Origin of the sequence: Nisaea sp. (genome assembly GCF_040217065.1) — a bacterium.
Lineage (GTDB): Bacteria > Pseudomonadota > Alphaproteobacteria > Thalassobaculales > Thalassobaculaceae > Nisaea.
Genome location: NZ_JAVJNX010000011.1, coordinates 328705 through 352116, shown reverse-complemented (window position 1 = coordinate 352116; position 23412 = coordinate 328705). Strand labels below are relative to the sequence as shown.

Sequence of the window (23412 nt, the reverse complement as noted above, 5' to 3'; positions counted from 1 at the left end):
GGCGCAACTCCGGGGTTTTTCTAAGGTTTTCGAGGTAATTCGAAAGAAAGCCTCAGAACTCGCGGATGAGCTGTGGTGGTTTGGTTAATGCGCATGCTGCGGCTGACTTGAAACAGCCGGAAAATCTTAATGTTCGTGCTTTGTTCTCGTTTGTTTTGACTTGCCCGGATTGTGCGAAATCTCGCATCGCCGGCGCGGCGGCAAGGAAAACGAGAGGATCAGGCGGTCTGTAAGCCGGGTTCTGTCCAACACCCGAAGGTGTCTGGATGGCCATTCCTCTGGGACGATCGTTACCGACCGCCTCGCGCGACCTACCCGGATGACGATGCGAAAACTCACCTGTCGCCACCTTGCGGCGCGACCGGCCATCCCTATTTGGTCTTGCTCCCGGTGGGGTTTACCGTGCCGCGTCCGTTACCGTCCGCGCGGTGCGCTCTTACCGCACCCTTTCATCCTTACCTGCCGGCCGAAGCGGACAGGCGGTTTGCTTTCTGTGGCACTTTCCCTAGGGTCGCCCCCGCCGGGCGTTACCCGGCACCGTGTCTCCGTGGAGCCCGGACTTTCCTCCAGCGGCTTGCGCCGCCAGCGGCCATCCAACCGCCTGATCGGCGCAACAGATAGAGCCGGGGAGGGGGCCGGTCAAGCGGTGCCGACGCGGACGCGGAAATTGTGTCGGTTCCGGTGGATTGCGCCGGGCCGCATATTGCTAGAGTGGCCGGCATTGATTAACCCCGCGGACGACGGCATAGCTTGAGCCGGATCGCCGCGATACTGTTCTCAGAAACACCGAGGTCACCGCCATGTCCGACAACAGTCAGTCCGCCGCCGCTCTGGTGCAGCGCTATTACGATGCCTTCAATGCCGGCGATGTGCCGGGAATGCTTGCCTGTCTGTCCGAAGATGTTGCGCATGACGTCAACCAGGGCGGGCGGCGCACCGGCAAGGCCCTGTTCGGGGAATTCTGCGCCCATATGGAGCGCTGCTACCGGGAGCAGCTGACCGATATCGTGGTCATGCCGTCCGCCGACGGGCGCCGGGCCGCCGCGGAATTCACGGTCAACGGCACCTATCTCTCCGATGACGACGGCCTGCCGCCGGCGACTGGCCAGACCTACTGTTTGCCGGCCGGCACCTTCTTCGACATCGCGGACGGCAAGATCACGCGGGTGACCACCCATTACAATCTGCAGGACTGGATCGCGCAGGTGACCGGGACCGGGGCATGAGTGTCGCGCTCTCCGTCCTGACCCCCGGGGAGCCGGGGTTCGAGAAAGCGATCGAGCAGGTTGCGGTCCTGCGCATCGCCGTGTTCCGTGAATGGCCCTATCTCTATGACGGAACGGCCGAATTCGAGCACTGGTACATCACCAAGCTGGCCGAGGCGGAGGGAGCGATCATCGTCGCTGCGAAAGACGGCGATGACGTTATCGGTGTTTCTACCGGAATGCCGCTGCTGTCCGAGCATGAGGAACTGATCGGTCCCTTCAGCGAACACGGATTCGATCCGGCCGAAATGTTCTACGGCGCGGAAACGGTGACGCTGCCGGATTACCGGGGGCGTGGCCTGTACCGGGAATTCCTGGAGCGCCGCCGGGCGCATGCACGGCGCCTCGGTGGCTTCCGCTGGGAGACATTCTGCGGCGTCGTCCGGTCCGCCGATCACCCGCTCCGGGACCATGCGGCCCGCCCGGTGGAAGCCGTCTGGGAGCGGCTCGGCTATCGCCGCATCGAGGGGCTGACGACGGGGTTCAGCTGGAAGGACCTTAACGAGGACGAGAAGACCGAGAAGGTGATGCAGTTCTGGGTCCGTGACCTGTGACGACCGGAACCCGGAAATTCACGGTGGCGTCCGCCCAGCATGGTATCGGCCGCCCCGGGTCTTTCGAGGAGTACGCGCAGCGCATCGCCGCAAAGACAAAGGAGGCCGCCGAGGGCGGGGCATCCCTGCTGATGTTCCCGGAATATGGCGCGATGGAACTCGCGTCGATCTTCGGCGAGACGGTGGAGGCGGATCTGCAGGGGCAGATCACTGCGCTGGACGGTCTGGCGCCAAAAGTCGATACCCTGCATCTGGAGCTCGCCGCGAAGCACGGCCTGCATATCCTTGCCGCCTCCCTGCCGGTGCGGGTGCCGGGCCGGGAGCTGTCCGTAAACCGGGCGCGCCTGTTCGCGCCGAACGGCCGCTACGGGCATCAGGACAAGATCATCATGACCCGGTTCGAGCGGGAGGAATGGGCGATCGGCGGCGGTGACGGGCTGGCGGTCTTCGAGACCGACCTGGGCTGCATGGGCATTGCCATCTGCTACGACTGCGAATTCCCGCTGCTGGTCCGCACCATGGTGGAAGCCGGAGCCGAACTGATCCTGATCCCGAGCTGTACCGACACATTGCGCGGTCATGGCCGGGTCCGGGTCGGGGCCATGGCGCGGGCGCTGGAGAACCAGTGCTACGCCATCGTCAGCCCGACCGTGGGCAAGGCGCCCTGGTCTCCGTCGGTCGATATCAACCGGGGAACCGCCGGCGTGTACGGGCCGCCCGACATCGGCTTTCCGGAAACAGGCATTGTCGCCGAAGGCCGGTTCGACGAGGACATGCTGCTCTTCGCCGAAATCGATCTCGACCTGGTCGCCCAGGCGCGGCAGGCCGGACAGGTGCTGAACCATCAGCACTGGGTCGAGCAGCCCGGGGCCGACCTCTGGCCGATCCCGCCGGTCCGGACCTTCGATCTGCTTTCCGACCCGGACGCGTCTTCCCGCTAGCTGAAATCCGGCAATCTTCAGGTTGAGCCCTGCTTTGAATGGCGTCACGCTGCGTTGCTGTACATGATCACGTGCACCGCACGATGCAGGCTCGGAACGCCAGACCGAAAGCGGTGCCAGGGGGAGCGAAATGATGACACTCAGGCAGAGAGCCATGTCTGGCGAACCGGTACTCGGCGCCATGATTTTCGAGTTTTTCAGCCCCGGAATAGCGCAGATCCTGTCGCATGCGGGATGCGAGTATGTGCTCTACGACATGGAGCATACCGGGATCGGCCTGGAGACCCTGAAGGACCAGGTCTCGTTTTGCCGGGGGCTGCCGATTGTCCCGATGTGCCGCGTTCCGCGCGGGGAATACCAGTTCCTCGCCCGGGCGCTTGATATCGGCATGAAGGGCGTGATGATCCCGATGGTTGAGAATGCCAGGGAAGCAGGCCTGATCGTCGAGGCGACGCGCTACCAGCCGGCCGGACGGCGCGGCGCTGCCTTCGGGTTCGCCCATGACGATTATTCGGGCGGGGATCCGGCGGACAAGATCGCGGCGGCGAATGCCGAAATCACGGTCATTGCGCAGATCGAGACGGAACGCGGTTTACAGAATGTCGACGAGATCGCGGCGGTCGATGGCATCGACGTGCTCTGGGTCGGCCATTTCGACCTCGCCAATTTCCTCGGCATTCCGGGGGAGTTCGCAAACCCCGTCTTTATCGATGCGGTGAAGAAAGTGGTCGCGGCGGCAAAGCGGCACGGCAAGGGGCTCGGCTTCATGCCGGCCAGCGGCACCATCGCGAGGGAGTACAAGGAGTATGGCTTCAACATGCTGGCGGTCGGAACCGATCAGGGCTTGCTGATGCAGGGCGTTCGTTCCGTGCTGCAGGAAGTGGAGGGGGCGTGATGGCGTTCAGGATCGGGACCACGCGGGACCTGCTGACCGCATCGGGCAAGCCGGCCTTCAACGAGGCGGCGTTCGAGGAACTGCAGGGCAATCCTGATATCGAATGGGAATGGATCCCCGAAGACGTCTCCGAGATCACGCCGGATATTGCCGCGCGGTATGACGGCCTGCACGTGAACCTGCCGCGGGTGACCGCGGCGTCGGTCGCGCGTGACGACTGCCGGGTGAAGATCATTGCCCGGAACGGGGTGGGTTTCGACACGGTCGATGTCGCGGCCTGTGCGGCCAAGGGGATCACGGTCACCAATACACCGTTCGCGATCCGCCGGCCGGTGGCCGTGGCGGCGCTCACGCTGATCTTCGCACTCTCCGGGAAGCTGTTCACCAAGGACAGGATTGTCCGTGAAGGCCGCTGGAACGACCGCGTCGAGCATATGGGGATCGGCCTTACCGGGCGGCGCCTCGGTCTGATCGGCGCCGGTGGCATCGGCCGGGAACTGATTCCGCTCGCCCGGCCTTTCTTCCGCGAGGTGCAGGTTTACGACCCCTATATCGATGCGGGTCTGCTGACAGGTCTGGGCGCGGTGAAGTGCTCTTTCGAGGAACTCGTTTCAGAGGCGGATTTTGTCGTCGTCGCCTGTCCCCTCAATAACGAGACACACCATCTGATGAACGCGGCAGCCTTCGAGCAAATGAAGCCGACGGCCTGTTTCATCAATGTGGCGCGGGGACCGATCCATGACGAGGCAGCACTCTGTGCTGCCCTGACGTCGGGGCAGATCGCCGCCGCCGGGCTCGACGTGACGGAGGTCGAGCCGATCGCACCGGACAGCCCGCTTCTCGGCATGACGAACACCATCGTCACGCCACATGCGCTGTGCTGGACGGATGAATGCTTCGAGGACATCGCCCGGACGGCGCTGCGGTCGATTGTCGAGGTGTCGCTGGGACGGAACCCGGCACATCCGGTCGCCGCCGGTCAGTGACGCCTAGCGCCGGGTCGCACCGGTCCCGGCCGGCGGATCGCTGGCGATCTGGCGGTTGCGTTGCCGCTCCCGCAGGAAGACGAATAGGCCTGCGGCCATGATCAGGAAGATGCCGATATTGACCTCGATGCCGGGCAGGTAGCCCCAGATTGCCCAGCTCCAGAACACGGCGAGCAGCAGGCCAGTATATTCGAACGGCGCGATGATTGCGGCGTCGGCCGACCGGTAGGCGGCGGAGAGGCAGTAGGCGACCGCGGCGGAATTGAAGCCGAGACCGACGAAGAGCCATAAGTCGGTTCCCTCGGGCCAGACCCAGGCGCGCAGCAGGAAGATCAGGCTCTCATTGTCCGATCCCGCGGCAAACCGACCGTCCCCCGCGAAGATCCAGAACAGCCCGGCAACCAGCAGAAACATGGTTTGGATATAGACCGCCAGCGCGGAAGGCTTGCTGCTCATGCCGAGCTTGCGGGTCATGATCTGCATGCCGGCATAGGTCATGGCCGCGATCAGTGGCAGGACAAGCACGAGCCGGCTGACACCGATATCCTCGCTGCTGGCCCACGGGCGCTGCATGATGAGCACGCCGATGAAGCCGACGAGGACAGCGCCGAGGCGGAACGGCCCGACCTTCTCGCCGAGAATCGGGATGGAGAGCAGGGTGATGAACAGGGGCGCGGCAAAGAAGAGCGCGGTTGCATCGGCCAGCGGCAACACCGCGAGCGCGGCGAAAAACGACATATTGGCGATGACGACCAGCAGGCCGCGCAGGGCATGCAGGCCCGGCCGCCGCGTCTTCAGGATATGCCAGCCGCCTTCGAACTGGACGATCACCAGGCTGAAGATGATGCCGATCGCCGAGCGGGTGAAGACCATCTGGTGCAGAGGATATCCGCCCGACAGCTGCTTGATCAGCATGTCATTGATCGAGATCGCCAGCATTCCGACAAGAATGAGGGCAATCCCGTAGGTCGGCCGGTTGATGGATGTCGTGGATGTATCTGTCATGGCGGAGGGAGGTTAGGGTTTATCGTCCGTCATGTCTTGTCTCGTGGCGCCGTCTCCTCCCGGGATGCGCGACGCAAGGGAGACAGTCTAGAAGAACAATCGCCAGAGCAGCGGCAACAGGATTGCCGTGGCCAGGGCGTTCAGCCCCATGGCGAGACCGGAGAAGGCGCCGGCGACATCGCTGACCTGCATCGCCCGGGCGGTGCCGATGCCATGCGCGGAAATGCCGATGGCAAAGCCGCGCGCGGCCCAGTCCCTGAAGCGGAACAGGTCGAGCAGAAGCGGCCCGATCATGGCGCCGAGAATGCCGGTCAGGATGACGAACACGGCGGTCAGGGACGGCAGGCCGCCGAGCTTCTCGCTGATGCCCATGGCGATGGGCGTTGTGACCGATTTCGGCGCAATGGAGATCAGCGTCGCTTCCGACAGATCGAAGGCCCAGCCTATGGCAACGGCGCTGCCGGTCGCGACCAGGGAGCCGACGAGAACGCTGAGCAGGATCGGCACCAGGGATTTCCTGATCCGCGAGATCTGGCGGTAGAGCGGTAGCGCCAGCGCGACGGTGGCCGGGCCGAGCAGAAAATGAACGAACTGCGCGCCTTCGAAATAGACCAGATAGGGCGTCCCGGTCACGGTCAGGACCGCGACCAGGGCAATCACCGCGATCAGCACCGGGTTCAGCAACGGATACATGTCGAACCGCTCATAGAGCCTCTGGCCGCCGAGATAGGCGAGCAGGGTGAGGAAGAGATGCAGCAGCGGGCTCGCCGAGAGATAGACCCAGATATCGCTGAAACCGCCATCCATCAGTCTTCCCCCCCGATCCGTGCGAGTTTCTTCAGGCCAACCATCAGGAATGCCGTGACCACGACGGTAATGGCGCTGCTGCCGATCAGGGCGGCCGTGACGCCGAGCCATTCCCGCTCGATGAGGGCCAGATGCAGCATCACTCCCACCCCGGCCGGGACGAACAGAAGGGACAGGTTGCGGAGCAATGTGTCGGAAACGACGGCGACAGGCGCGGGCACCTTGCCGTGGATCATCAGCCCGATGAACAGGATGACCATGCCGACAACCGGGCCCGGAAGGGGCAGCCCGGTAGCGGCAATGAACAACTCTCCCAGCAGCTGACAGCCGAGCAGCAGGGTAATGGCAGCGATCATCTGGGAGACCTCCGGAGGATATGACGATCCGGAGTCTAGCGCCTGTCTCCGTTCATAAACAACAGCTGCCCGGAGATGACGCAGTCAGGCCGCGGCGGCGAGCTCTTCGGTTTCCATCATGACGCAGCGGACATATTCGATCCCGGCAAACAGGCACGCGGCGAAACGGTGGTTGCCGTCGCACAGCCGGCCGTTGCGAATGATGATGCTCATCCGCTTCCGGTCGCCGTGGCGCACCAGCCAGGCGACTCGCGCAGCGTGGTCGTCGGCGCTCATCGGGGTGTTCGGGTCACGATTGTCGTCGGGGGCGATCAGCCGGTCTTCGGCCAGCGCGCGGTTGATGTCCGCGTCGGTGATACGGCGTTCGCTGCCTGCCCAATAAGGATAATCCTCAAGGCCGCACTCCGTCGCCACGTCCAGTAAATCGCGCACTACCAAGCGAATGCTCATCGCCGGGTCTCCCTGCCACATCGTCGGTTTCTCATCCGGCGACGGGCGTGCGCTGCTCCGGGAAGAGCAAAGGCCGTCCGCAAGAGTGTGCGAACGGCCAATCGGCCCGTGTAATTGCCGCCCCCCGTATGAGTGACGGGGCAGTCGGCAGCAATTGCGTTTTATGCATGGGGCGCATGCAGTCTGTGCATGGGAAAAGGCGAAATTTAACTTGCTAATTCAGAGGGCTGTATCGTTCCGGAGGAAGTTTTTCGAGGGCGGTAAAAACTTGTCCGAGAGCGACAAATCAGGTGGCGGGCAAGGCTCGGTTCAGGTGCTCAATCCCACTTTGCCGCGGCATCCTCGTCGCTCTCCCGCGCATCAACCCATTCGGCGCCGCTGTCTTTCTCTTCCAACTTCCAGAACGGGGCCTTGGTCTTCAGCCAGTCGATCAGGAAATTGCAGGCCTCGAAGGCGGCTTCCCGGTGCGGGGAGGCACAGGCAACGAGGACGATCTGTTCGCCCGGCTCCATCCGGCCGTAGCGGTGAATGATCAGGCTGGCCTCGAGCGGCCAGCGCTTGTTGGCTTCCGCGTCGATCTGTTCCAGCATCTTCTCGGTCATGCCGGGATAATGCTCCAGCGTCATGGCGCCGATCTGCTGGCCGTCGGCCATGTCGCGCACCAAGCCGACGAAGCTGGTGATGCCGCCGATATTGTGATTTCCGGCGCTGAGCGCGGAGAGTTCGGTGGCGAGATCGAAATCTTCCCTTTGCACCCGGATCATGGCGTCAGCCCCCCGTTACCGGTGGGAAGAAGGCGACTTCGTCATGCGGGCCGACGGGTGCGTCGAGCTCGACGAATTCCTGGTTCACGGCGGCGCGCACGATCTTCATGTCGGAGAACGCGTCCTCGAAGCCGGGACCACGGGTCTTCAGCCAGGCCACCAGTCCGGCGACGTCGGTCACGGTCTCGGGCGGGGAGACATCTTCTTCTCCGATGCCGGTCTTGCCGCGCATCCAGGCGAAATACAGAATTTTCACAGTCCAACCTCGCTGAAGGGCAGGTAGTCGACAATGTCTCCGGCTTTGACGCCGGTGCAGTCTTCCGGCAGCTCGACAAGCCCGTCGGCCGCCACCATTGAGGAGAGTATTCCGGCACCCTCCCGGTCGAACTTCACGGCTTCGAGACCGCCCGCGCCGGTGCGCTTCAGGGTGACGCGGACATATTCGCGCCTGTCCTGCTTCTTCTTGTAGCCGAAGGCCGCCCGGACGGGAAACAGTGCCGGGTCCGTATCAACCGCACCGGCGAGCCGCTGGATCAAAGGCCGTGCAACCCGGAGGAACGTTACCATCACGGCAACGGGATTTCCGGGCAGGCCGATAAAGGGCACCTTGCCAACCTGGCCAAGCGCAACCGGCCGCCCCGGCTTGATCGCGAGGCGCCAGAAATGCAGGGAGCCCAGAGCCTCGACAGCGCTCCGCACATGATCCTCGCCACCGGTGGAAACGCCCCCCGTCGTCAGGATCATGTCGGCTTTGCCGGCTGCATCTTCAAGCCCGCCGCGAATGGCATCGAACCTGTCGGGCAGGATGCCCATGTCGATCACCGCGCAGCCGAGACCGCGCAGCAGGGCGGAGACGGTGTGGCGGTTGGAATCGTAGATCGTGCCGTCGGGCGCGTCCGTGCCGGGATCGCGTACCTCGTCACCAGTCGAGAAGATCGCCACGCGCAGCGGCTTGCAGACGGTGAATTCCGTCCGTCCGACGGCGGCGGCAAGTCCGATGTCCTGCGGCCGCAGGCGCATGCCGGCTTCCAGAATGCGGGCGCCTTTTTTCACGTCTTCACCGGCAAAGCGGCGGTTCGCACCGCGCTTGATGCCGTTCGGAATGACAACGCGATCACTGGAGACGCGGCAGTCTTCCTGCATCAGGACCGTATCGGGAGCGGTGTCGTCCGGGCCGGTGGGCATCGGGGCGCCGGTATAGATCTTTGTTGCCGTACCGCGTTTCTGCGGGCTGTCCAGGGGATGCCCCGCTGCGATGGTGGCGGTAACCGGCAGCACCGTATCGGCGCCTTCGGCCAGATCGTTGAAATAGACGGCGAAGCCATCCACGGCGGAATTGTCATGCGGCGGCACGGACCGACCGGCGATGACGTCCGCCGCGAGCACACGTCCGAGGGCATCCGCGAGCGGTATGGTTTCCGGCTCGACCACCGGCACCAGGATCTCGCGAAACCGGGCAAGCGCGTCCGCGACCGGGATCAGCTTCCCGCCGAAGGCGAAGCAGTCATCTGTCAGTTGCGACATGGCTCACGCGGCTTTCGATAATCCAGTGAAGTCGAGAATATAGTCCGCCAGCCCTGCAATATCGTTCAAATCGAGCACGGGAACAGTCGCCGCCGCGACCGGGCCGTCCGACGCCACCGCCCGAATCAGCGGATCGTTCGGCTGGATCAGGGATTTTCCCGTGATCTCCCGGTAAATCTCCATCTTGTCGTGTGCGTGTTCTTTGAATCCCTCGATAATCAGCAGGTCGACCGGGCTCATATGCCGGATCAGTTCCTCGACCGTCGGCTCGGGCGTGTCGCGATTCTCATGCATCAGCGCCCAGCGGTTTGCCGAGGTGACGAGCACCTCGCTGGCCCCGGCGGCGCGATGTTCGAAGGAATCCTTGCCCGGCTTGTCCACGTCGAAGGCGTGATGGGCATGCTTCATGGTCGAGACGCGAACGCCGCGGGTGACAAGTTCTGGGAGCAGCTTGACGAGCAGGGTCGTCTTGCCGCTGCCGCTCCATCCGACAAGGCCGAAGATTTTCATGGGCTAATTCTAGAGGGCCGGACGGGCCGGACTCAAGTCATGCATCCACAGGGGCGCTTTTGCTGGCGGCGTTTTTACCGGTGCCGCCGGCTTTCCGTCGGGCGCGTTCGGCCTCGGCTTCCGGAGTAACATGCAGCAGGCCCGAGCGCAGATAGTCGTAGCCGGTAATCAGCGTCAGAATGGCCGCGGCCCAGAGCAGGCCTTCGCCGATCAGCACGGTCGGCAGCCAGCCGGGGCCTGCCGAGCCGACGATGAGGAAACCGAGCGAGCCGATCTGAAAGGCCGTCTTCCATTTTGCCAGTTTGCTCACGGGCATGCGGACTTGGATCTCGGCCAGAAACTCGCGCAGCCCGGACACCAGGATTTCCCGCAGCAGGATGATCAGTGCGGGCAGCAGGCTGTAGCCGGAAATATAGTCGAGAGAGCAGAGGATCAGCAGACAGGCGCTGACGAGGAGCTTGTCGGCGATCGGGTCCAGCAGCCGGCCGAAATCCGAGTGCTGGTTCAGGGACCGGGCAAGATAGCCATCGAGATAATCGGTAATGCCGGCGAAGGCATAGAGGCCGAACGCGATCCACCTGTAGGTGTCTTCGCCATACCAGATGCACCCTACAATGAGAGGGATCACGAGGATGCGCGACATGGTGAGCAGATTGGGGAGGCCGGTCATATCTCTGCGTCGGTCTGAAAAGTGTGTGGGACGATGATTTCATCATCGTATTCCATTGCCGAAACGCTACACCAATCAGCCCTCGTCGTGGAAGAAATCATAGATTTTTTTGGCCACTGTCCCGCTGATTCCGTCGACTGCCTCGAGATCCTGCAGCCCGGCGCGGGAAACCTCCCGGGCGGAACCGAAGTGATGCAGCAAGGCTTTCTTCCGCTTGGCACCGATCCCGGGGATCTCGTCGATCCTCGACTGGCCGATGGCCTTCGTCCGTTTTGCCCGGTGGGTCTCGATGGCGAAACGGTGGGCTTCGTCCCGCAGCCGCTGCAGGAAATAGAGCACCGGGTCGTTGATCGGCAGGGAATAGGGCGCCCGTTTGCCGGAGAAGAACCGCTCCCGTCCGGCATCACGGTCCGGTCCCTTGGCGATGGCGACCAGCGCCACATCCTCGATGCCGAGTTCGTCGAATACCTCCCGCACGGCCTTGTACTGGCCCTGGCCGCCGTCGATCAGCACCAGATCCGGCCAGTTTCCAGAGCTTTTGTCGGGATCTTCCTTCAGGGCCCGGCCGAAGCGGCGGGTCAGCACCTGCCGCATCATGGCGTAATCGTCACCGGCCTGAACCGGCGCGTCGCCGTTCTCGTCGGGCTCGACCGCCTGTGGCAGAGGCGTGTCCGCCGGGACCACATTGCGGATGTTGAATTTGCGGTAGGCGTTTTTCATCAGCCCCTCGGGGCCGGCCACGATCATGGCGCCGATGGAATTGGTGCCCTGGATATGGCTGTTGTCATAGACCTCGATCCGCTCCGGCGGGGCGTCCAGATCCAGTGCCTCGGCAAGGCCGTCCAGCAGGCGGCGCTGGGACGCGCTTTCGGCCAGCCGTCTTGCATGGGCTTCCTTCGCGTTTGAAAGCGCGTGCTCCATCAGCTTGCGCTTGGAGCCGCGCTGCGGGCGCAGGACCTCGACCCGGCGATCGGCCCTGGTGCCGAGGGCTTCGGCGATCAGGGCCTGTTCCGGCATGTCGTGGCTGACCAGGACGAGTTTTGGTGGCGGCTTGTCGTCGTAGAACTGGCCGATGAAGGCGGCCAGGATCTCGCCCGGCTCCAGGCTCTTGTCGTGGCTCGGGAAATAGGCCCGGTTGCCGTAATTGCTGCCGCCGCGGAAGAAGAAAACCTGGATGCAGGCGGAGCCGCCCTCGCCATGCAGCGCCATGACGTCCGCATCCTCGACACCTTCGACATTGATGTCCTGATGCGCCTGAACATGGGCCAGCGCCCGGATCCGGTCGCGGTACCGGGCGGCGCTCTCGAAATCGAGCGCGTCGCTCGCTTCCTGCATGCGTGCGGCGAGCTGCTGCGAGACCTTCCGGCTGGAACCCGTGAGGAACGCCTTCGCCTGTTCGATCAGCTCGGCATAGTCTTCCTTGCCGACATAGTCGACGCAGGGCGCGGCGCAGCGCTTGATTTGATATTGCAGGCAGGGCCGGGTGCGGCTGGCGAAGGTCGCGTCGGTGCAGTTCCGGATCAGGAAGGCGCGCTGCAGGGCGGTGATCGTGCGATTCACCGCGCCGGCCGAGGCGAAGGGGCCGAAATAGTCGCCCTTGCGCTTGCGGGCGCCGCGGTGTTTCACCAGCTGCGGCCAGTCGTGATCCCCGGTCAGCAGGATATAGGGGAAGGACTTGTCGTCGCGCAGCAGCACGTTGAAGCGCGGCCGCAGCTTCTTGATCAGGTTGCTTTCGAGCAGCAGCGCTTCGACTTCGGTATGGGTGCTGACGAATTCCATGCGCATGGTTTCGCTGACCATCCGGAAGATCCGGTGCGGCAGCTTGGCCGGGAAGGTGTAGTTCGCGACCCGCTTTTTCAGGCTCTGCGCCTTGCCGACATAGAGCACCTCGCCGGCGGCATCCATCATGCGGTAGACGCCGGGGGCGTTCGGCAGCAGTTTGACCAGCTTCCGGATAACCTTGACGCCGCGTTCGATGTCCGCTTTCGGGACTGTCTCCGCAGTCGTCTCTGACTGTTGTGTCTCTGGCTTCGATGTCGACATACGGCCTTTGTAGCGGATCTGGCGGGGGGCGGAAACGGTGTCTCGCGCGGGATGCCGGAGCCGTTAACCTTAAGCCGGCATCGTGGCCCGACTCTATCCCCGTTTGATGTGGACAAAGCTGTTGATAACACTCTTGTGCAGGGGTCGAGAGCCCATTTTCTCTCACTTTGCCCGTATTGCTCAAAATTTGAGCAAGTATACTAACTAATTGAAATACAATAAAAAATATCCTAGAGCACTGATTCTGATGACTATTTATGACAGAGTCGTGATCCGTCCCTTTCTTTTGCGGCTATTGATGCAAAATGTGCAAAAATTGTCCCTAGCGCAGTCGTGGCTTTGCGCGCCCGGTGCGCAAGGATAGGGTTTGCAAGGCTAAGTTCGGGTGCATGAGTGAAACCGGTTTCCAGATGACCAGAAACGCTGCTGAAAAACGGACCGCCCTGGTGACAGGCGGTGCCCGCCGCGTCGGGGCGGTGCTGTGTCGGGGGCTTGCCGCGGACGGCTGGCACGTGGCCGTGCATTTCAACGCGTCGGAGACTGACGCGGAGCGCCTAGTGCGTGAGATTCGCGGCGCTGGAGGCTCGGCAGAGGCCCTGGGAGGCGATCTTTCCGACGCAGCGGCCGTCTCCGGGCTGGCCGAACGAGCGAGCGCCGGGGCGCCGCCTCTCGGCCTGCTGGTGAACAACGCAGCGCTGTTCGAAGAGGATCACCTGGAAACTCTGACCGCCGAGGAGATCGACAGGCACCATGCCGTGAATGTCCGGGCGCCAGCGCTTCTTTCGCGTGCATTTGCCGAAATTGTAGGCAGACAGGCGGCGGAAGGAATCGCGCCCGGCACCGACTGCTGCATCGTGAACCTGCTGGACAACAAGGTGTTCAGCCCGAACCCGGACTATCTTTCCTATTCCCTGACCAAATTCGCGCTGCACGGCATGACCCAGATGCTGGCGATGGCGCTGGCGCCGGATATCCGGGTGGCGAGCATCGCGCCGGGTGTCACCCTGCCGAGCGGGCCGCAGAGCCAGCAGGAATTCGAGCGCTCCCAGGCCTCCCTGATGCTCGGCCGGGGCTCGACACCGGAGCAGATCCTGGCGGCGCTGCGCTTCATCCTCGCGGCACCGGCCTTCACCGGGCAATGCATCACCATCGATGGCGGCCAGGTCCTGCAGGCCCTGCCGCGCGATATCGCCTTCATGGACAATCCGGACGGGGGAGGCCGCTAGGCGTGCCGATTACGAACGCAAGGATCCTGCTGGAAAATTTCGCGGTGGTCGCGGATATCGGCATCCACGATTTCGAGCGCGGCACGCCGCAGCGGGTGCTGGTCAGCGTCGAGATGGATGTCGATGTCGATCCGACGGGAGCCGCCGATTCGATCGAGCGGGTGCTGGACTATGATTTCGTCCGCACCGAGATCCTGGACCTGGTGGCAAACCGCCGCTTCAACCTGCAGGAAACCCTGTGCCACGCCATCGTGCAGATGATCGCGGCCCGCCCTGTCGTGCGCCGGGCCCGGGTGACCACCCGCAAGCCCGATGTCTACGAGGATTGCGAGGCCGTCGGCTTCAGCCTGCTGTATGAGCGCTGAGGCGGCTCTCAGCCGGTGAAGAGCGCCGTCAGGTCGGTGAACTGGCCGATGGTGAAGAGCGCATAGCCGGCGAAGAAAACCACCGCCAGCGGCCGGCCGAGTGTCTTCAGCCCGAGCGCGGCCGCGACGAACACCACTGTCACCCCGAGCATGACCCAGATGTCGGACTGCATGATCTCCTGCGGGATGCTGAGAGGCGTGACGATCGAGACCACGCCGATGATGCCGAGCGTGTTGAAGATGTTGCTGCCGATGATGTTGCCGAGGGCGACGTCATTATGGCGGCGGACGGCGGCGACCACGGTGGTGGCCAGTTCCGGCATGGAAGTGCCGAGGGCGACCATGGTGATGCCGATCACTGTCTCCGAAACGCCGAGCAGCCGGGCCATATCGACCGCGCCGTCGACCAGCAGCTTGGCGCCGAAGGCCACGCCGACCAGGCCGATGATCGTGTAGATCGCCGCCTTCTGCATGCTGTCCGGCAGATTGTCGAACTCGTCGACTTCCTTGGCGTGGATGCTGTCGTCATTGGCGCAGTTCCGGCGGTCCCCGATATAGCAAAGGGCCAGGTAGCCGATCAGCCCGCCCAGCATGATGATGCCCTGCCACCGGGAGATCATGTCGAAATGGCAGAGGATGACGAAGACGATGGTGGAGCCGAGCAGCACGAAACCGTCGCGCCGTAGTGCCGGATCGCCGCAGGCAAAGGGATAGATCACCCCGACGGTGCCGATCATCAGCAGGATATTGGCGATGTTGCTGCCGACGACATTGCCGACGGCGATACCGTCATGGCCGTGCAGCGCAGCTTTCAGGCTGACGAAGAGTTCCGGCGCGGAGGTGCCGAAGGCGATCACGGTAAGGCCGATGACGTGCGGTGAAATCTTCAGGATGCGGGAGGCGCCGACCGCGCCGCGGATCATGATTTCCGCAGCAACGAGCAGGAGCACCAGCCCGCCGATTGCAAGGGCGAGGGGGGCAATCAAGCGGGAACTCCCAGTTGCATACAATATGGCAACTTATGACGACATTCTGCAGTCACGGAAACAGCCTTCCAACGGCGATGGTCGCCAACGGGTTCGGGACAGGCACGCGCTCCCCAATCGCGGCGAGGGGACAGGCGGGCCCAAATGACTGCCCCTAGATATTAGACCTTACCCTGCGCTTTCAATGGCTTTGATGGCCGGGCGCGCGATTCACGGCGCACCCGGCGGCGACAGCGGTGGGCGCGACGAAGCCCTTGCTTTCATGTCGATTCCGGGAACGGGCCCGGTTTTCGGCGGATTCAGCCGCGGCGCCGGCCGGCGCTTCGCTTCTGTGCCTTGCCCCTGTCCGGTTTGCCCCGGGGCGGCTGTACCGGCCCCTTGACTCGGACCACGGCGCCTTTCGGCAGCGGTTTGCCGTCCAGCGTCATGCCGAGATCGGCCGCTTCCAGGCGCTTGATCTCGTCCCGCAGGCGGCCGGCTTCCTCGAATTCCAGATCGGCGGCGGCGGCATGCATGGCCTGCTCCAGCTCGGCGATGACCTGCTTGATGTCCTTGCCGACCAGCTCGCCCTCGTCGGAGCCGGTCTCGACCGTGACATGGTCGCCGCGCTCATAGACGCTTTCCAGAATGTCGCCGATGCTCTTCTTAACGCTTTCCGGCGTGATGCCGTGCTCGCGGTTATACTCTTCCTGCCGGGACCGGCGCCGGTTGGTCTCGTCGATGGCGTATTGCAGGCTGTTGGTCATCCGGTCGGCATAGAGCAGCACCCGGCCCTCGATATTCCGGGCCGCCCGGCCGATGGTCTGCACCAGCGAGGTCTTGGAGCGCAGATAGCCTTCCTTGTCCGCGTCCAGGATGGCGACCAGCGCGCATTCCGGGATATCCAGCCCCTCGCGCAAGAGGTTGATGCCGATCAGCACGTCGAAGATGCCGAGCCGCAGGTCGCGGATGATCTCGATCCGCTCCAGCGTATCCACGTCGGAATGGATGTAGCGCACCTTGATGCCGGCCTCGTGCATATATTCGGTCAGCGCCTCGGCCATCTTCTTGGTCAGCGTGGTGATCAGCACCCGCTGGCCGAGTGAAGCGCAGGTCTTGCATTCGGCGATCACGTCGTCGACCTGGGTTTCGGTCGGCCGGATGATGCAGACCGGGTCGATCAGGCCGGTCGGGCGGACAAGCTGCTCGATGAAGGCGCCGCCGGTGCGGTCCAGCTCCCACGGGCCGGGGGTGGCGGAGACGAACACGGTCTGCGGCCGCATATCCTCCCATTCCTCGAACTTCAGCGGCCGGTTGTCGAGGCAGGAGGGCAGCCGGAAGCCGAATTCGGACAGGGTCGATTTGCGCGCGAAGTCGCCTTTGTACATGGCGCCGATCTGCGGCACGGTGACGTGGCTCTCGTCCACGATCAGCATGGCGTTCTCGGGCAGGTACTCGAACAGGGTCGGCGGCGGCTCGCCCGGATTGCGGCCGGAGAGATAGCGGGAATAGTTCTCGATCCCGGCGCAGGAGCCGGTCGCCTCCATCATCTCCATATCGAAGACGGTGCGCTGCTCCAGCCGCTGCGCTTCCAGCAGTTTGCCCGCCTTGTGCATCTCGTCCAGCCGCAGCTTCAGCTCCTGCTTGATCAGCTTCACGGCCTGATGCAGCGTCGGTTTCGGCGTCACATAGTGGCTGTTGGCGAAGATCCGGACCTGCTCCAGCTCGGCGGACTTGTGCCCGGTCAGCGGATCGAACTCCTGGATGCTCTCGACCTCGTCGCCGAACAGGGACAGCCGCCAGGCCCGGTCGTCTAGGTGGGCCGGATAGATCTCGATGGAATCCCCGCGCACCCGGAAGGTGCCGCGATGGAAGCTGGCATCGTTGCGCTTGTATTGCAGTTCCACCAGCTGGCGCATCAACCTGGTCTGGTCGATGGTGCTGCCGGTCTTCACATTCACCGTCATCTTGCCGTAGGTCTCGACCGCCCCGATACCGTAGATGCAGGAGACCGACGCGACGATGATGACGTCGTCCCGCTCCAGGAGCGCCCGGGTCGCGGAGTGCCGCATCCGGTCGATCTGCTCGTTGATCGTCGCTTCCTTCTCGACGAACGTGTCCGTGCGCGGGACGTAGGCCTCGGGCTGGTAATAGTCGTAATAGGAGACGAAATACTCGACCGCGTTATGCGGGAAGAAGCTCTTCATCTCGCCATAGAGCTGGGCCGCAAGCGTCTTGTTCGGCGCCAGCACCAGGGCAGGACGCTTCACCTGCTGGATCACATGCGCCATGGTGAAGGTCTTGCCCGAGCCGGTGACCCCGAGCAGCACCTGATCCATCTCGCCCTGGGTAATCCCACCGATCAGCTCCGCAATCGCCGCCGGCTGATCGCCGGCGGGTTTGTACTCTGAGACAATCTCAAACGGCCGCCCGCGGTCCTGCGGCGCGGCATCGGATTTGAGGTCGGGCTTCACGGCGCCGTACAGCGGCAGCGGGCGGGGATCGTCGAGTTGCGTGCTCATGAGGGGAATGTAGGGGGTGGGGGCGGGAGAGGGAAGAAAGAGATACTCGATTATGGTCAAACACACGCAACCAAATTTGCACTTAAGCCATGAGTAGTTTTGGACGTTATCCGACCTTGTTGGTTGGAACGTCTTCCCTCCGTGTTGGAACTCTTACTAGAAAGTTCCGATTAGAATGAGAAGCGATAACACCTACGTAAAGGAGGCCTCTCCGTCGATACTCGGAAAGTTTATCGTCATAGTTCATTAGGCCCATCCATTGTCGGTTCACGCCAAGCTCATGCGGAAGTTCCATGTGTGAGATGGATTGGAGATTAACGATCGCGGTAAGCTCAGGCTTGCGGAGCAGGCGGGTCCACCGTGAGGAATAACCGAAAACTATCATGTGAGTTAGCGTTGTTGGTGTGTCACCCTGGTTTACGGTAGAAAGCATCAATTTTTCTCTTCCGTCATCCATCGGGTACATTTCCGCGTCGGCCATGACTGATAGAGCAAATCGGGGGCCTGACTGCAGCCAGCGGCGAACTTCTAAGGCCAAAGCAGCACCGGATACAACAAGCGCGAGTGACGCTATAAAGTCAGAAGTCTGCATTTTTTCGCTACCGCATTTCCGCAAACTCGGGAATTAAGGGGACACACGCCAAACGCCCGTTCTCAGTCTTCTAAGCAACCCCACGCTCACGCGGCGCAATCAGACTCTCCGCTGGCACCTTCCATTCCGTATGTAACCGCCACATTGCCGCCTTGGAAAGCTCACGCTTACCGAGCAGCACTTCGCTCGCTCGGGAGCGGGAGTTCAGCAGGCGGGCGAGGTCGCTTTGGGTGTAGCCCTGCGCCTCCATGGCGTGGAGGATGGCCGAGACCGGATCGGCGGCGGGGATCGGGATGTGTTTTGCCTCCCACGCTTCCACCAGAGTGACGAGCACGTCGAGTTCGTCGCCTTCGGAACTGTCTGGTGCCGCGTCCATCAGGGCGTCGATCCGCGTCAGTGCGGCCGCGTGGTCGGCTTCTGTCTTGATCGGGCGTACTTCCATCATCTGCTCCTCATCCGGCCTTTCCTGCGTGCCGCGCATTCAGACCTTTGTCACGTCGATCTTGTCATACGCCGCGTGCGTGCCGATCCAGCGGATATAGACCACGCGGTAGGGGTAGTTGATCTTCACCACCAGCCGGTACGTGTTGCCGTGAATATTGAACACGACCCGGTTGTCCGCGACGATGCTGGCATTGCGATAGCTGGCTTTCACGTCGGCGGGTGTCGCCCAGTCGCAGCCCGGCCCGTTCACCGCGTTGAACCATGCCGTCAGATCGGCTTTCGCATCGCCCCGGCTTGGCTGTGACCAGAAATCCACCAGGGTCTTGCGCGCAATGATCCGCATGAGCCGAATATAATATGTTCCCGATTTGGGTGCAAGTGTGGTGTGGGGGCAAAGGGACACGCACCTGACTCCGCCATGCAATTGCTTCCAAAGCGCGCGGAATCTGCCGCGCAAACGGCGCCTCGTCACATCGGCGGAAGGCCCTGCAACCCGTTCCGGCTGTCGGTGAACAGCCAGAAATCCGTCGGGTAGAATGTGAAGGCGCCGTAGGCCGCGACCTGCACGGCGAGGAGGCCGAGCCCGAGCGTGCGCAGCGCCGGGCCGGGCGGTTTGTGCATCGTCAGCGCGGCGGCGGCGAGTTGCCCGGCCAGCACCGCCAGCACGAAGGTTCCGATATCCAGCGGCAGCAGATTGTCGCCGAGGATCGCCGTATAGCTCTCGAAGATCGCCACGATCAGTTGGAATTGCGGGGACACGAAACTTAACTCCGTGGGAATTGCGGGGACACGAGACTTAATTCAGGTCGCTATCCACTAAGTCGCCCCACGCTCGCGATCCTCTCGCGGCGCAATCAGACATTCCGCCGGCACCTTCCATTCCGTATGCAACCGCCACATCGCCGCCTTCGACAGCTCACGCTTGCCGAGCAGCACTTCGCTCGCACGGGAGCGGGAATTCAGCAGGCGGGCGAGGTCGCTTTAGGTGTAGCCCTGTGCCTCCATGGCGTGGCGGATGGCCGAGACCGGATCGGCGGCGGGGATCGGGGTGTGTTTTGCCTCCCACGCTTCCACCAGAGTGACGAGCACGTCGCGTTCATCGCCTTCGGGGCTGTCCGGCGCCGCGTCTATCAAGGCGTCGATCCGCGCCAGCGCCGCCGCGTGGTCGGCTTCTGTCTTGATCGGGCGCATTTCCATCATCTGCTCCTTCTCTGACCTTTCCGGTGCCCCGCGTCACATCGGCGGAAGGCCCTGCAATCCGTTCCGGCTGTCGGTGAACAGCCAGAAATCCGGCGGGTAGAACGTGAAGGCCCCGTAGGCGGCGACCTGCAGGGCGAGGAGGCCGAGCCCGAGCGCACGCAGTGCCGGGCCGGGCGCTCCGCGCATCGTCAGCGCGGCGGCGGCGAGTTGACCGGCCAGCACCGCCAGCACGAAAGTCCCGATATCCAGCGGCAGCAAATTGTCGCCGAGGATCGCCGTGTAGCTCTCGAAGATTGCCACGATCAGGACGGCCGTCAAGACGAGCGTCACGCCCCTTGTGGCGAGCCGGTCCGCCAGATGCAGGTCGCGCGTCTTTCGCGGCAGCGCGGCCCAGAGCAGCCCGGGCCAGAAGGCGAGCTTCAGGTGCTCCCAGATGGACTCGTTGACGGCGGCAATCAGCGCCAGCGGGCGCCATCCTCCGGACCAGCCGAAGGCGAAATGCAGGGCCGAGCCGGCGAGGATGATGAAGAGGGCGCCGGAGAACTCCCAGTAAAGAATGGCGCGGGAGTGCGGTGTCATTCTTTCATGCTCCAATCGTCTCCCCCCGGCCATGATTACCGGCCAGACCCGCCGGCCAGCTAATAGAACCCGACTTCCCGGACCTCGATCTCCGCCTCGTGATCCCGTCCGAAGGCGACGATGCCGATCGAAGTCAGGCTCGCGGCTGCGGGGGTGTCCGCGAGCAGCCAGCCCGAGGGCTCGAAAGCGGTGAGCGGCAGCCGTATCTCGGCCCAGTCCGCCCGGGCCTCGAAGCCCGCCTGGTAATATTGCCAGGGCAGCAGGGTGCCTTTGGTGCGGAGATGGACAAAATAACGCTGGTTATTGCCGCGCACGCTGAGCCGGACGCCCTCGGTGCCGTCCGGCGGCGGGGTGTCGAGGCGTGTGCGGAACTGGATGAAGCCGCCATTGTTTTCGGTGCTGACGCTGCCGGTCAGGCGCGCGTAGGCGGTGCTGTTCTCGGTGCGGAAATCGACCCTGCCCGTCGACACCCCGCCCATCACCGTGTCGGCGATGAAGCGCCAGCGTGTCTCCGGAGCTTTGTCGAACGTTTCGATCATGCGTTCCTCCGCTGCCGCGCCCGGCCCGGCTGTGAGTGCAAGCAGTGCCGCGAGGGCCAGAAAGGTCCGTTTCATCATCTTCCGCATTTCCGCTTTGGGTCCGGGGCGTGCCAGGTCGGTGAGGGACATAGGCGTCCGGCGGGCGGTTGCCACCCCGTGGGTGAGGTTTCAGGAAGTGTGGGGACAGGGCCGTCATCGCGGCTGGCCGCCACTCCTCAATCCTCCAGCGAGAGAAACGCCCGGTCTTCCGGCATGAACACTTCCTTGCCGAAGCTGCCGATCATCGCCACCGTCATCCAGAGCTGGTCGATCCGTCCGCTGCCGAGGGTCAGCGGGGCGGTGAGCCGGAAATATCTGATGTCCTTCATGTCATGCCGGGATGTACGGATCTCGTGCAGCAGCGGGCGGCGGGCCGCGATGACGGCGCGATACTGGGTGGTCACCATCTCGGCATAGGCGGGCGGCCTCAGCGCGCTCGTCAGCCAGCCGGTCGCGTCATAGCCGAGGGCGGCGACGAGGGACGAGCCGAACAGGCGATAGCGGAATGTTCCATCGGGAAGCACGTCGGCGATCCCGACATGTCCAATCGCGTCCCGCACGCTTTCGATGGAGATCTCGCGGCGCAGGGCGATGCCGTCGACATTCGGCGCCCTGATCCAGGTCTCGAACGCGGCGTGCAGTCTCGGATGCGGCGCGTTCGACCCGGGGTCGTGGGTCAGGAACCCGAACCGGGGCGCGGCTTCACTGATTTGCGGATCTTCCCACATTTCTGCCGATACTCCCGGTCTGACCGCAGGTGCCGGTCCGGTTACGAGAGTACTCATGGCGGATGCTGCTGCCAAGCGCACTTCTCGGCGGGGACACCAGGCGTCGCGCGGACGGTCCGGTCTGAAGCCGCTGCGGGCATGGCTATCACTTTCCGGTCTCAGGCCGTCAGGCATGTCCGCGGAATCGCGCCGAAACCCATTTTTTTAAAGTTCTGATTACAGTCCGGATGTTTGCTATAATTTAATTCAATTTCCGATGGTCCTCAGGGAAGGCTGACCAGATGGGCATGCGCATTCGCGAGGATTATCGCAGTATTACCGGGCCGGAAAAGGCCGGCATGCTTCTGATGTCCCTTGGCGAGGAGCAGGCAGGCAAGCTGTTTGCCCTGCTCGATGACGAGGAGATCAAGGAAGTCTCCCAGGTCATGGCCGGGCTCGGCACGGTCAGTTCCAACGTCGTCGAGCGGCTGTTCGTCGAGTTCGCCGAGCAGGTCTCCTCCACCGGCTCCCTGGTCGGCTCGATGGATTCCACCGAGCGGCTGCTGACCAAGGTGCTCGGCTCCGACCGGGTCGGCGACATCATGGAGGAAATCCGGGGTCCCGCCGGCCGGACCATGTGGGACAAGCTCGCCAATGTGAACGAGCAGGTCCTGGCGAACTACCTGAAGAACGAGTATCCGCAGACCGTCGCCGTCATCCTCGGCAAGATCGGCCAGGCCCATGCCGGCAAGGTGCTGTCGATCCTGCCGGAGAATTTCGCCATGGAAGTGGTCATGCGCATGCTGCGCATGGAGGCGGTGAACAAGGATATCGAAAAGGACGTGGAGCGGGTGCTGCGCACCGAGTTCATGTCCAACCTGGCCCGCACCAACCGGCGCGACAGCCACGAGGTGATGGCGGAGATCTTCAACCATCTGGACCGGGCGACCGAGTCCCGTTTCCTCTCGGCGCTGGAAGAGCGGAACAAGGATAGCGCGGAGAAGATCCGCAGCCTGATGTTCACCTTCGAGGATCTGGCCCGGGTCGACCCGTCGGGGGTGCAGACGCTGCTGCGGGCCGTCGACAAGGACAAGCTGACCATCGCCCTGAAGGGGGCGTCGGAGGAGCTGAAGGACCTGTTCTTCTCGAACATGTCGGAGCGGGCGGCCAAGCTGCTGCGCGAGGACATGCAGTCTCTCGGCCCGATGCGGCTGAAGGATGTCGAGGATGCGCAGACCGCCATGGTGACGGCGGCCAAGGATCTCGCCGATCGCGGCGAGCTGGTGATCGGCGGCACCGGCGGCGACGACCAGCTGGTCTACTGATTCGACAATCCGCGGCGCCGCTGGCGCGGGCGCCCTCGTTCCCGGATACGTCCCGAAGGCTGGCCCCTATTTCCAAGGCTTGGAACCTGCCGTGCGGCTGTGCATGATGGCGGGGACAGCGCTCCCGCGCGCAATTCCT

At 63.4% G+C, this 23412-nt stretch carries 26 protein-coding genes, 1 other RNA gene and 1 pseudogene; 8 read left to right on the top strand and 20 right to left on the bottom strand.

What is annotated here, in order from left to right:
• Nucleotides 1–214: 214 nt before the first annotated feature.
• Nucleotides 215–605: RNase P RNA component class A (gene rnpB / locus RH950_RS19905), an RNA gene on the bottom strand.
• A 195-nt stretch (nucleotides 606–800) separates the two neighbouring features.
• On the opposite strand from rnpB, the gene RH950_RS19900 reads away from it, so the two are divergent.
• From RH950_RS19900 to RH950_RS19880, 5 genes are all read left to right on the top strand, one after another.
• Nucleotides 801–1226, top strand: coding sequence for a ketosteroid isomerase-related protein (locus RH950_RS19900; protein WP_350059495.1), 426 nt, complete (start codon nucleotides 801–803; stop codon nucleotides 1224–1226).
• The gene (locus tag RH950_RS19895; RefSeq protein WP_350059494.1) at nucleotides 1223–1819 is read left to right on the top strand and encodes a GNAT family N-acetyltransferase; all 597 of its coding nucleotides are present in this window, start codon (nucleotides 1223–1225) and stop codon (nucleotides 1817–1819) included. Before RH950_RS19900 ends, RH950_RS19895 begins: the two co-directional genes overlap by 4 nt.
• Before the next feature lie 23 nt (nucleotides 1820–1842).
• Entirely contained in the window at nucleotides 1843–2760 is a 918-nt protein-coding gene (locus tag RH950_RS19890) for a carbon-nitrogen hydrolase family protein (RefSeq protein WP_350059493.1), read from the top strand.
• Nucleotides 2761–2914: 154 nt separating this feature from the next.
• Nucleotides 2915–3655 carry an HpcH/HpaI aldolase family protein gene (locus tag RH950_RS19885; RefSeq protein WP_350059492.1) on the top strand — a complete coding sequence of 247 codons (741 nt, stop codon included), beginning with the start codon at nucleotides 2915–2917 and terminating at the stop codon, nucleotides 3653–3655.
• Entirely contained in the window at nucleotides 3655–4641 is a 987-nt protein-coding gene (locus RH950_RS19880; RefSeq protein WP_350059491.1) for an NAD(P)-dependent oxidoreductase, read from the top strand. Before RH950_RS19885 ends, RH950_RS19880 begins: the two co-directional genes overlap by 1 nt.
• A gap of 3 nt (nucleotides 4642–4644) precedes the next feature.
• Here the strand turns inward: RH950_RS19880 and RH950_RS19875 are convergent, their stop codons facing one another.
• The 10 genes and pseudogenes from RH950_RS19875 to uvrC all read right to left on the bottom strand — a co-directional run.
• A complete protein-coding gene (locus RH950_RS19875; RefSeq protein ID WP_350059490.1) occupies nucleotides 4645–5646 on the bottom strand; it encodes a DMT family transporter in 1002 nt (333 codons plus the stop codon).
• A gap of 87 nt (nucleotides 5647–5733) precedes the next feature.
• The gene (locus RH950_RS19870) at nucleotides 5734–6453 is read right to left on the bottom strand and encodes an LrgB family protein (RefSeq protein WP_350059489.1); all 720 of its coding nucleotides are present in this window, start codon (nucleotides 6451–6453) and stop codon (nucleotides 5734–5736) included.
• Nucleotides 6453–6809, bottom strand: coding sequence for a CidA/LrgA family protein (locus tag RH950_RS19865; RefSeq protein WP_350059488.1), 357 nt, complete (start codon nucleotides 6807–6809; stop codon nucleotides 6453–6455). The genes RH950_RS19870 and RH950_RS19865 overlap by 1 nt, the downstream gene beginning before the upstream one ends.
• A gap of 84 nt (nucleotides 6810–6893) precedes the next feature.
• Nucleotides 6894–7259: a ParB/RepB/Spo0J family partition protein gene (locus RH950_RS19860; RefSeq protein WP_350059487.1), complete on the bottom strand. Its 366-nt coding sequence runs from the start codon at nucleotides 7257–7259 to the stop codon at nucleotides 6894–6896.
• Between the two features lie 317 nt (nucleotides 7260–7576).
• Entirely contained in the window at nucleotides 7577–8023 is a 447-nt protein-coding gene (locus tag RH950_RS19855) for a molybdenum cofactor biosynthesis protein MoaE (RefSeq protein ID WP_350059486.1), read from the bottom strand.
• Nucleotides 8024–8027: 4 nt separating this feature from the next.
• Nucleotides 8028–8279 (bottom strand): molybdopterin converting factor subunit 1, encoded by a 252-nt coding sequence (gene moaD, locus RH950_RS19850; protein WP_350059485.1) that lies wholly within the window; start codon nucleotides 8277–8279, stop codon nucleotides 8028–8030.
• Nucleotides 8276–9547: a molybdopterin molybdotransferase MoeA gene (locus tag RH950_RS19845; RefSeq protein ID WP_350059484.1), complete on the bottom strand. Its 1272-nt coding sequence runs from the start codon at nucleotides 9545–9547 to the stop codon at nucleotides 8276–8278. Before RH950_RS19845 ends, moaD begins: the two co-directional genes overlap by 4 nt.
• 3 nt (nucleotides 9548–9550) lie before the next feature.
• On the bottom strand, nucleotides 9551–10057 hold the full coding sequence (gene mobB, locus RH950_RS19840) for a molybdopterin-guanine dinucleotide biosynthesis protein B (protein WP_350059483.1): 507 nt from the start codon (nucleotides 10055–10057) through the stop codon (nucleotides 9551–9553).
• A gap of 37 nt (nucleotides 10058–10094) precedes the next feature.
• Nucleotides 10095–10727 carry a CDP-diacylglycerol--glycerol-3-phosphate 3-phosphatidyltransferase gene (pgsA, locus tag RH950_RS19835; RefSeq protein ID WP_350059482.1) on the bottom strand — a complete coding sequence of 211 codons (633 nt, stop codon included), beginning with the start codon at nucleotides 10725–10727 and terminating at the stop codon, nucleotides 10095–10097.
• Between the two features lie 75 nt (nucleotides 10728–10802).
• Nucleotides 10803–12698, bottom strand: a pseudogene (gene uvrC, locus RH950_RS19830) (excinuclease ABC subunit UvrC); the annotation flags it as partial.
• A gap of 461 nt (nucleotides 12699–13159) precedes the next feature.
• Here uvrC and RH950_RS19825 point away from each other — a divergent pair.
• Together RH950_RS19825 and RH950_RS19820 are read left to right on the top strand one after the other, a co-directional pair.
• Nucleotides 13160–13996, top strand: a complete 837-nt coding sequence (locus RH950_RS19825) for an SDR family oxidoreductase (RefSeq protein ID WP_350059481.1) — start codon at nucleotides 13160–13162, stop codon at nucleotides 13994–13996.
• Between the two features lie 2 nt (nucleotides 13997–13998).
• Nucleotides 13999–14361: a dihydroneopterin aldolase gene (locus RH950_RS19820; protein WP_350059480.1), complete on the top strand. Its 363-nt coding sequence runs from the start codon at nucleotides 13999–14001 to the stop codon at nucleotides 14359–14361.
• Nucleotides 14362–14369: 8 nt separating this feature from the next.
• Here RH950_RS19820 and RH950_RS19815 read toward each other — a convergent pair whose 3' ends face one another.
• The 9 genes from RH950_RS19815 to RH950_RS19775 all read right to left on the bottom strand — a co-directional run bounded on the left by RH950_RS19815 (nucleotide 14370) and on the right by RH950_RS19775 (nucleotide 21969).
• Entirely contained in the window at nucleotides 14370–15347 is a 978-nt protein-coding gene (locus RH950_RS19815) for a calcium/sodium antiporter (RefSeq protein ID WP_350059479.1), read from the bottom strand.
• Between the two features lie 299 nt (nucleotides 15348–15646).
• Nucleotides 15647–17848: an excinuclease ABC subunit UvrB gene (uvrB, locus tag RH950_RS19810; RefSeq protein WP_350059478.1), complete on the bottom strand. Its 2202-nt coding sequence runs from the start codon at nucleotides 17846–17848 to the stop codon at nucleotides 15647–15649.
• A gap of 662 nt (nucleotides 17849–18510) precedes the next feature.
• Nucleotides 18511–18921 (bottom strand): helix-turn-helix domain-containing protein, encoded by a 411-nt coding sequence (locus RH950_RS19805; RefSeq protein ID WP_350059477.1) that lies wholly within the window; start codon nucleotides 18919–18921, stop codon nucleotides 18511–18513.
• Nucleotides 18922–19287 (bottom strand): type II toxin-antitoxin system HigB family toxin, encoded by a 366-nt coding sequence (locus tag RH950_RS19800; RefSeq protein WP_502889821.1) that lies wholly within the window; start codon nucleotides 19285–19287, stop codon nucleotides 18922–18924. It lies immediately after the preceding gene.
• Between the two features lie 65 nt (nucleotides 19288–19352).
• On the bottom strand, nucleotides 19353–19643 hold the full coding sequence (locus RH950_RS19795) for a DUF6512 family protein (RefSeq protein WP_350059476.1): 291 nt from the start codon (nucleotides 19641–19643) through the stop codon (nucleotides 19353–19355).
• Nucleotides 19644–19865: 222 nt separating this feature from the next.
• A complete protein-coding gene (locus tag RH950_RS19790) occupies nucleotides 19866–20084 on the bottom strand; it encodes a helix-turn-helix domain-containing protein (RefSeq protein WP_350059475.1) in 219 nt (72 codons plus the stop codon).
• A gap of 33 nt (nucleotides 20085–20117) precedes the next feature.
• Nucleotides 20118–20663 carry a DUF6512 family protein gene (locus tag RH950_RS19785; protein ID WP_350059474.1) on the bottom strand — a complete coding sequence of 182 codons (546 nt, stop codon included), beginning with the start codon at nucleotides 20661–20663 and terminating at the stop codon, nucleotides 20118–20120.
• Between the two features lie 59 nt (nucleotides 20664–20722).
• The gene (locus RH950_RS19780) at nucleotides 20723–21280 is read right to left on the bottom strand and encodes a CIA30 family protein (RefSeq protein ID WP_350059473.1); all 558 of its coding nucleotides are present in this window, start codon (nucleotides 21278–21280) and stop codon (nucleotides 20723–20725) included.
• Between the two features lie 137 nt (nucleotides 21281–21417).
• Nucleotides 21418–21969, bottom strand: coding sequence for a PAS domain-containing protein (locus tag RH950_RS19775; RefSeq protein ID WP_350059472.1), 552 nt, complete (start codon nucleotides 21967–21969; stop codon nucleotides 21418–21420).
• A 281-nt stretch (nucleotides 21970–22250) separates the two neighbouring features.
• Here RH950_RS19775 and fliG point away from each other — a divergent pair, with 281 nt between their 5' ends.
• Complete coding sequence (fliG, locus tag RH950_RS19770; RefSeq protein ID WP_350059471.1) at nucleotides 22251–23273, top strand: flagellar motor switch protein FliG; 1023 nt, start codon at nucleotides 22251–22253, stop codon at nucleotides 23271–23273.
• Nucleotides 23274–23412 lie beyond the last annotated feature (139 nt).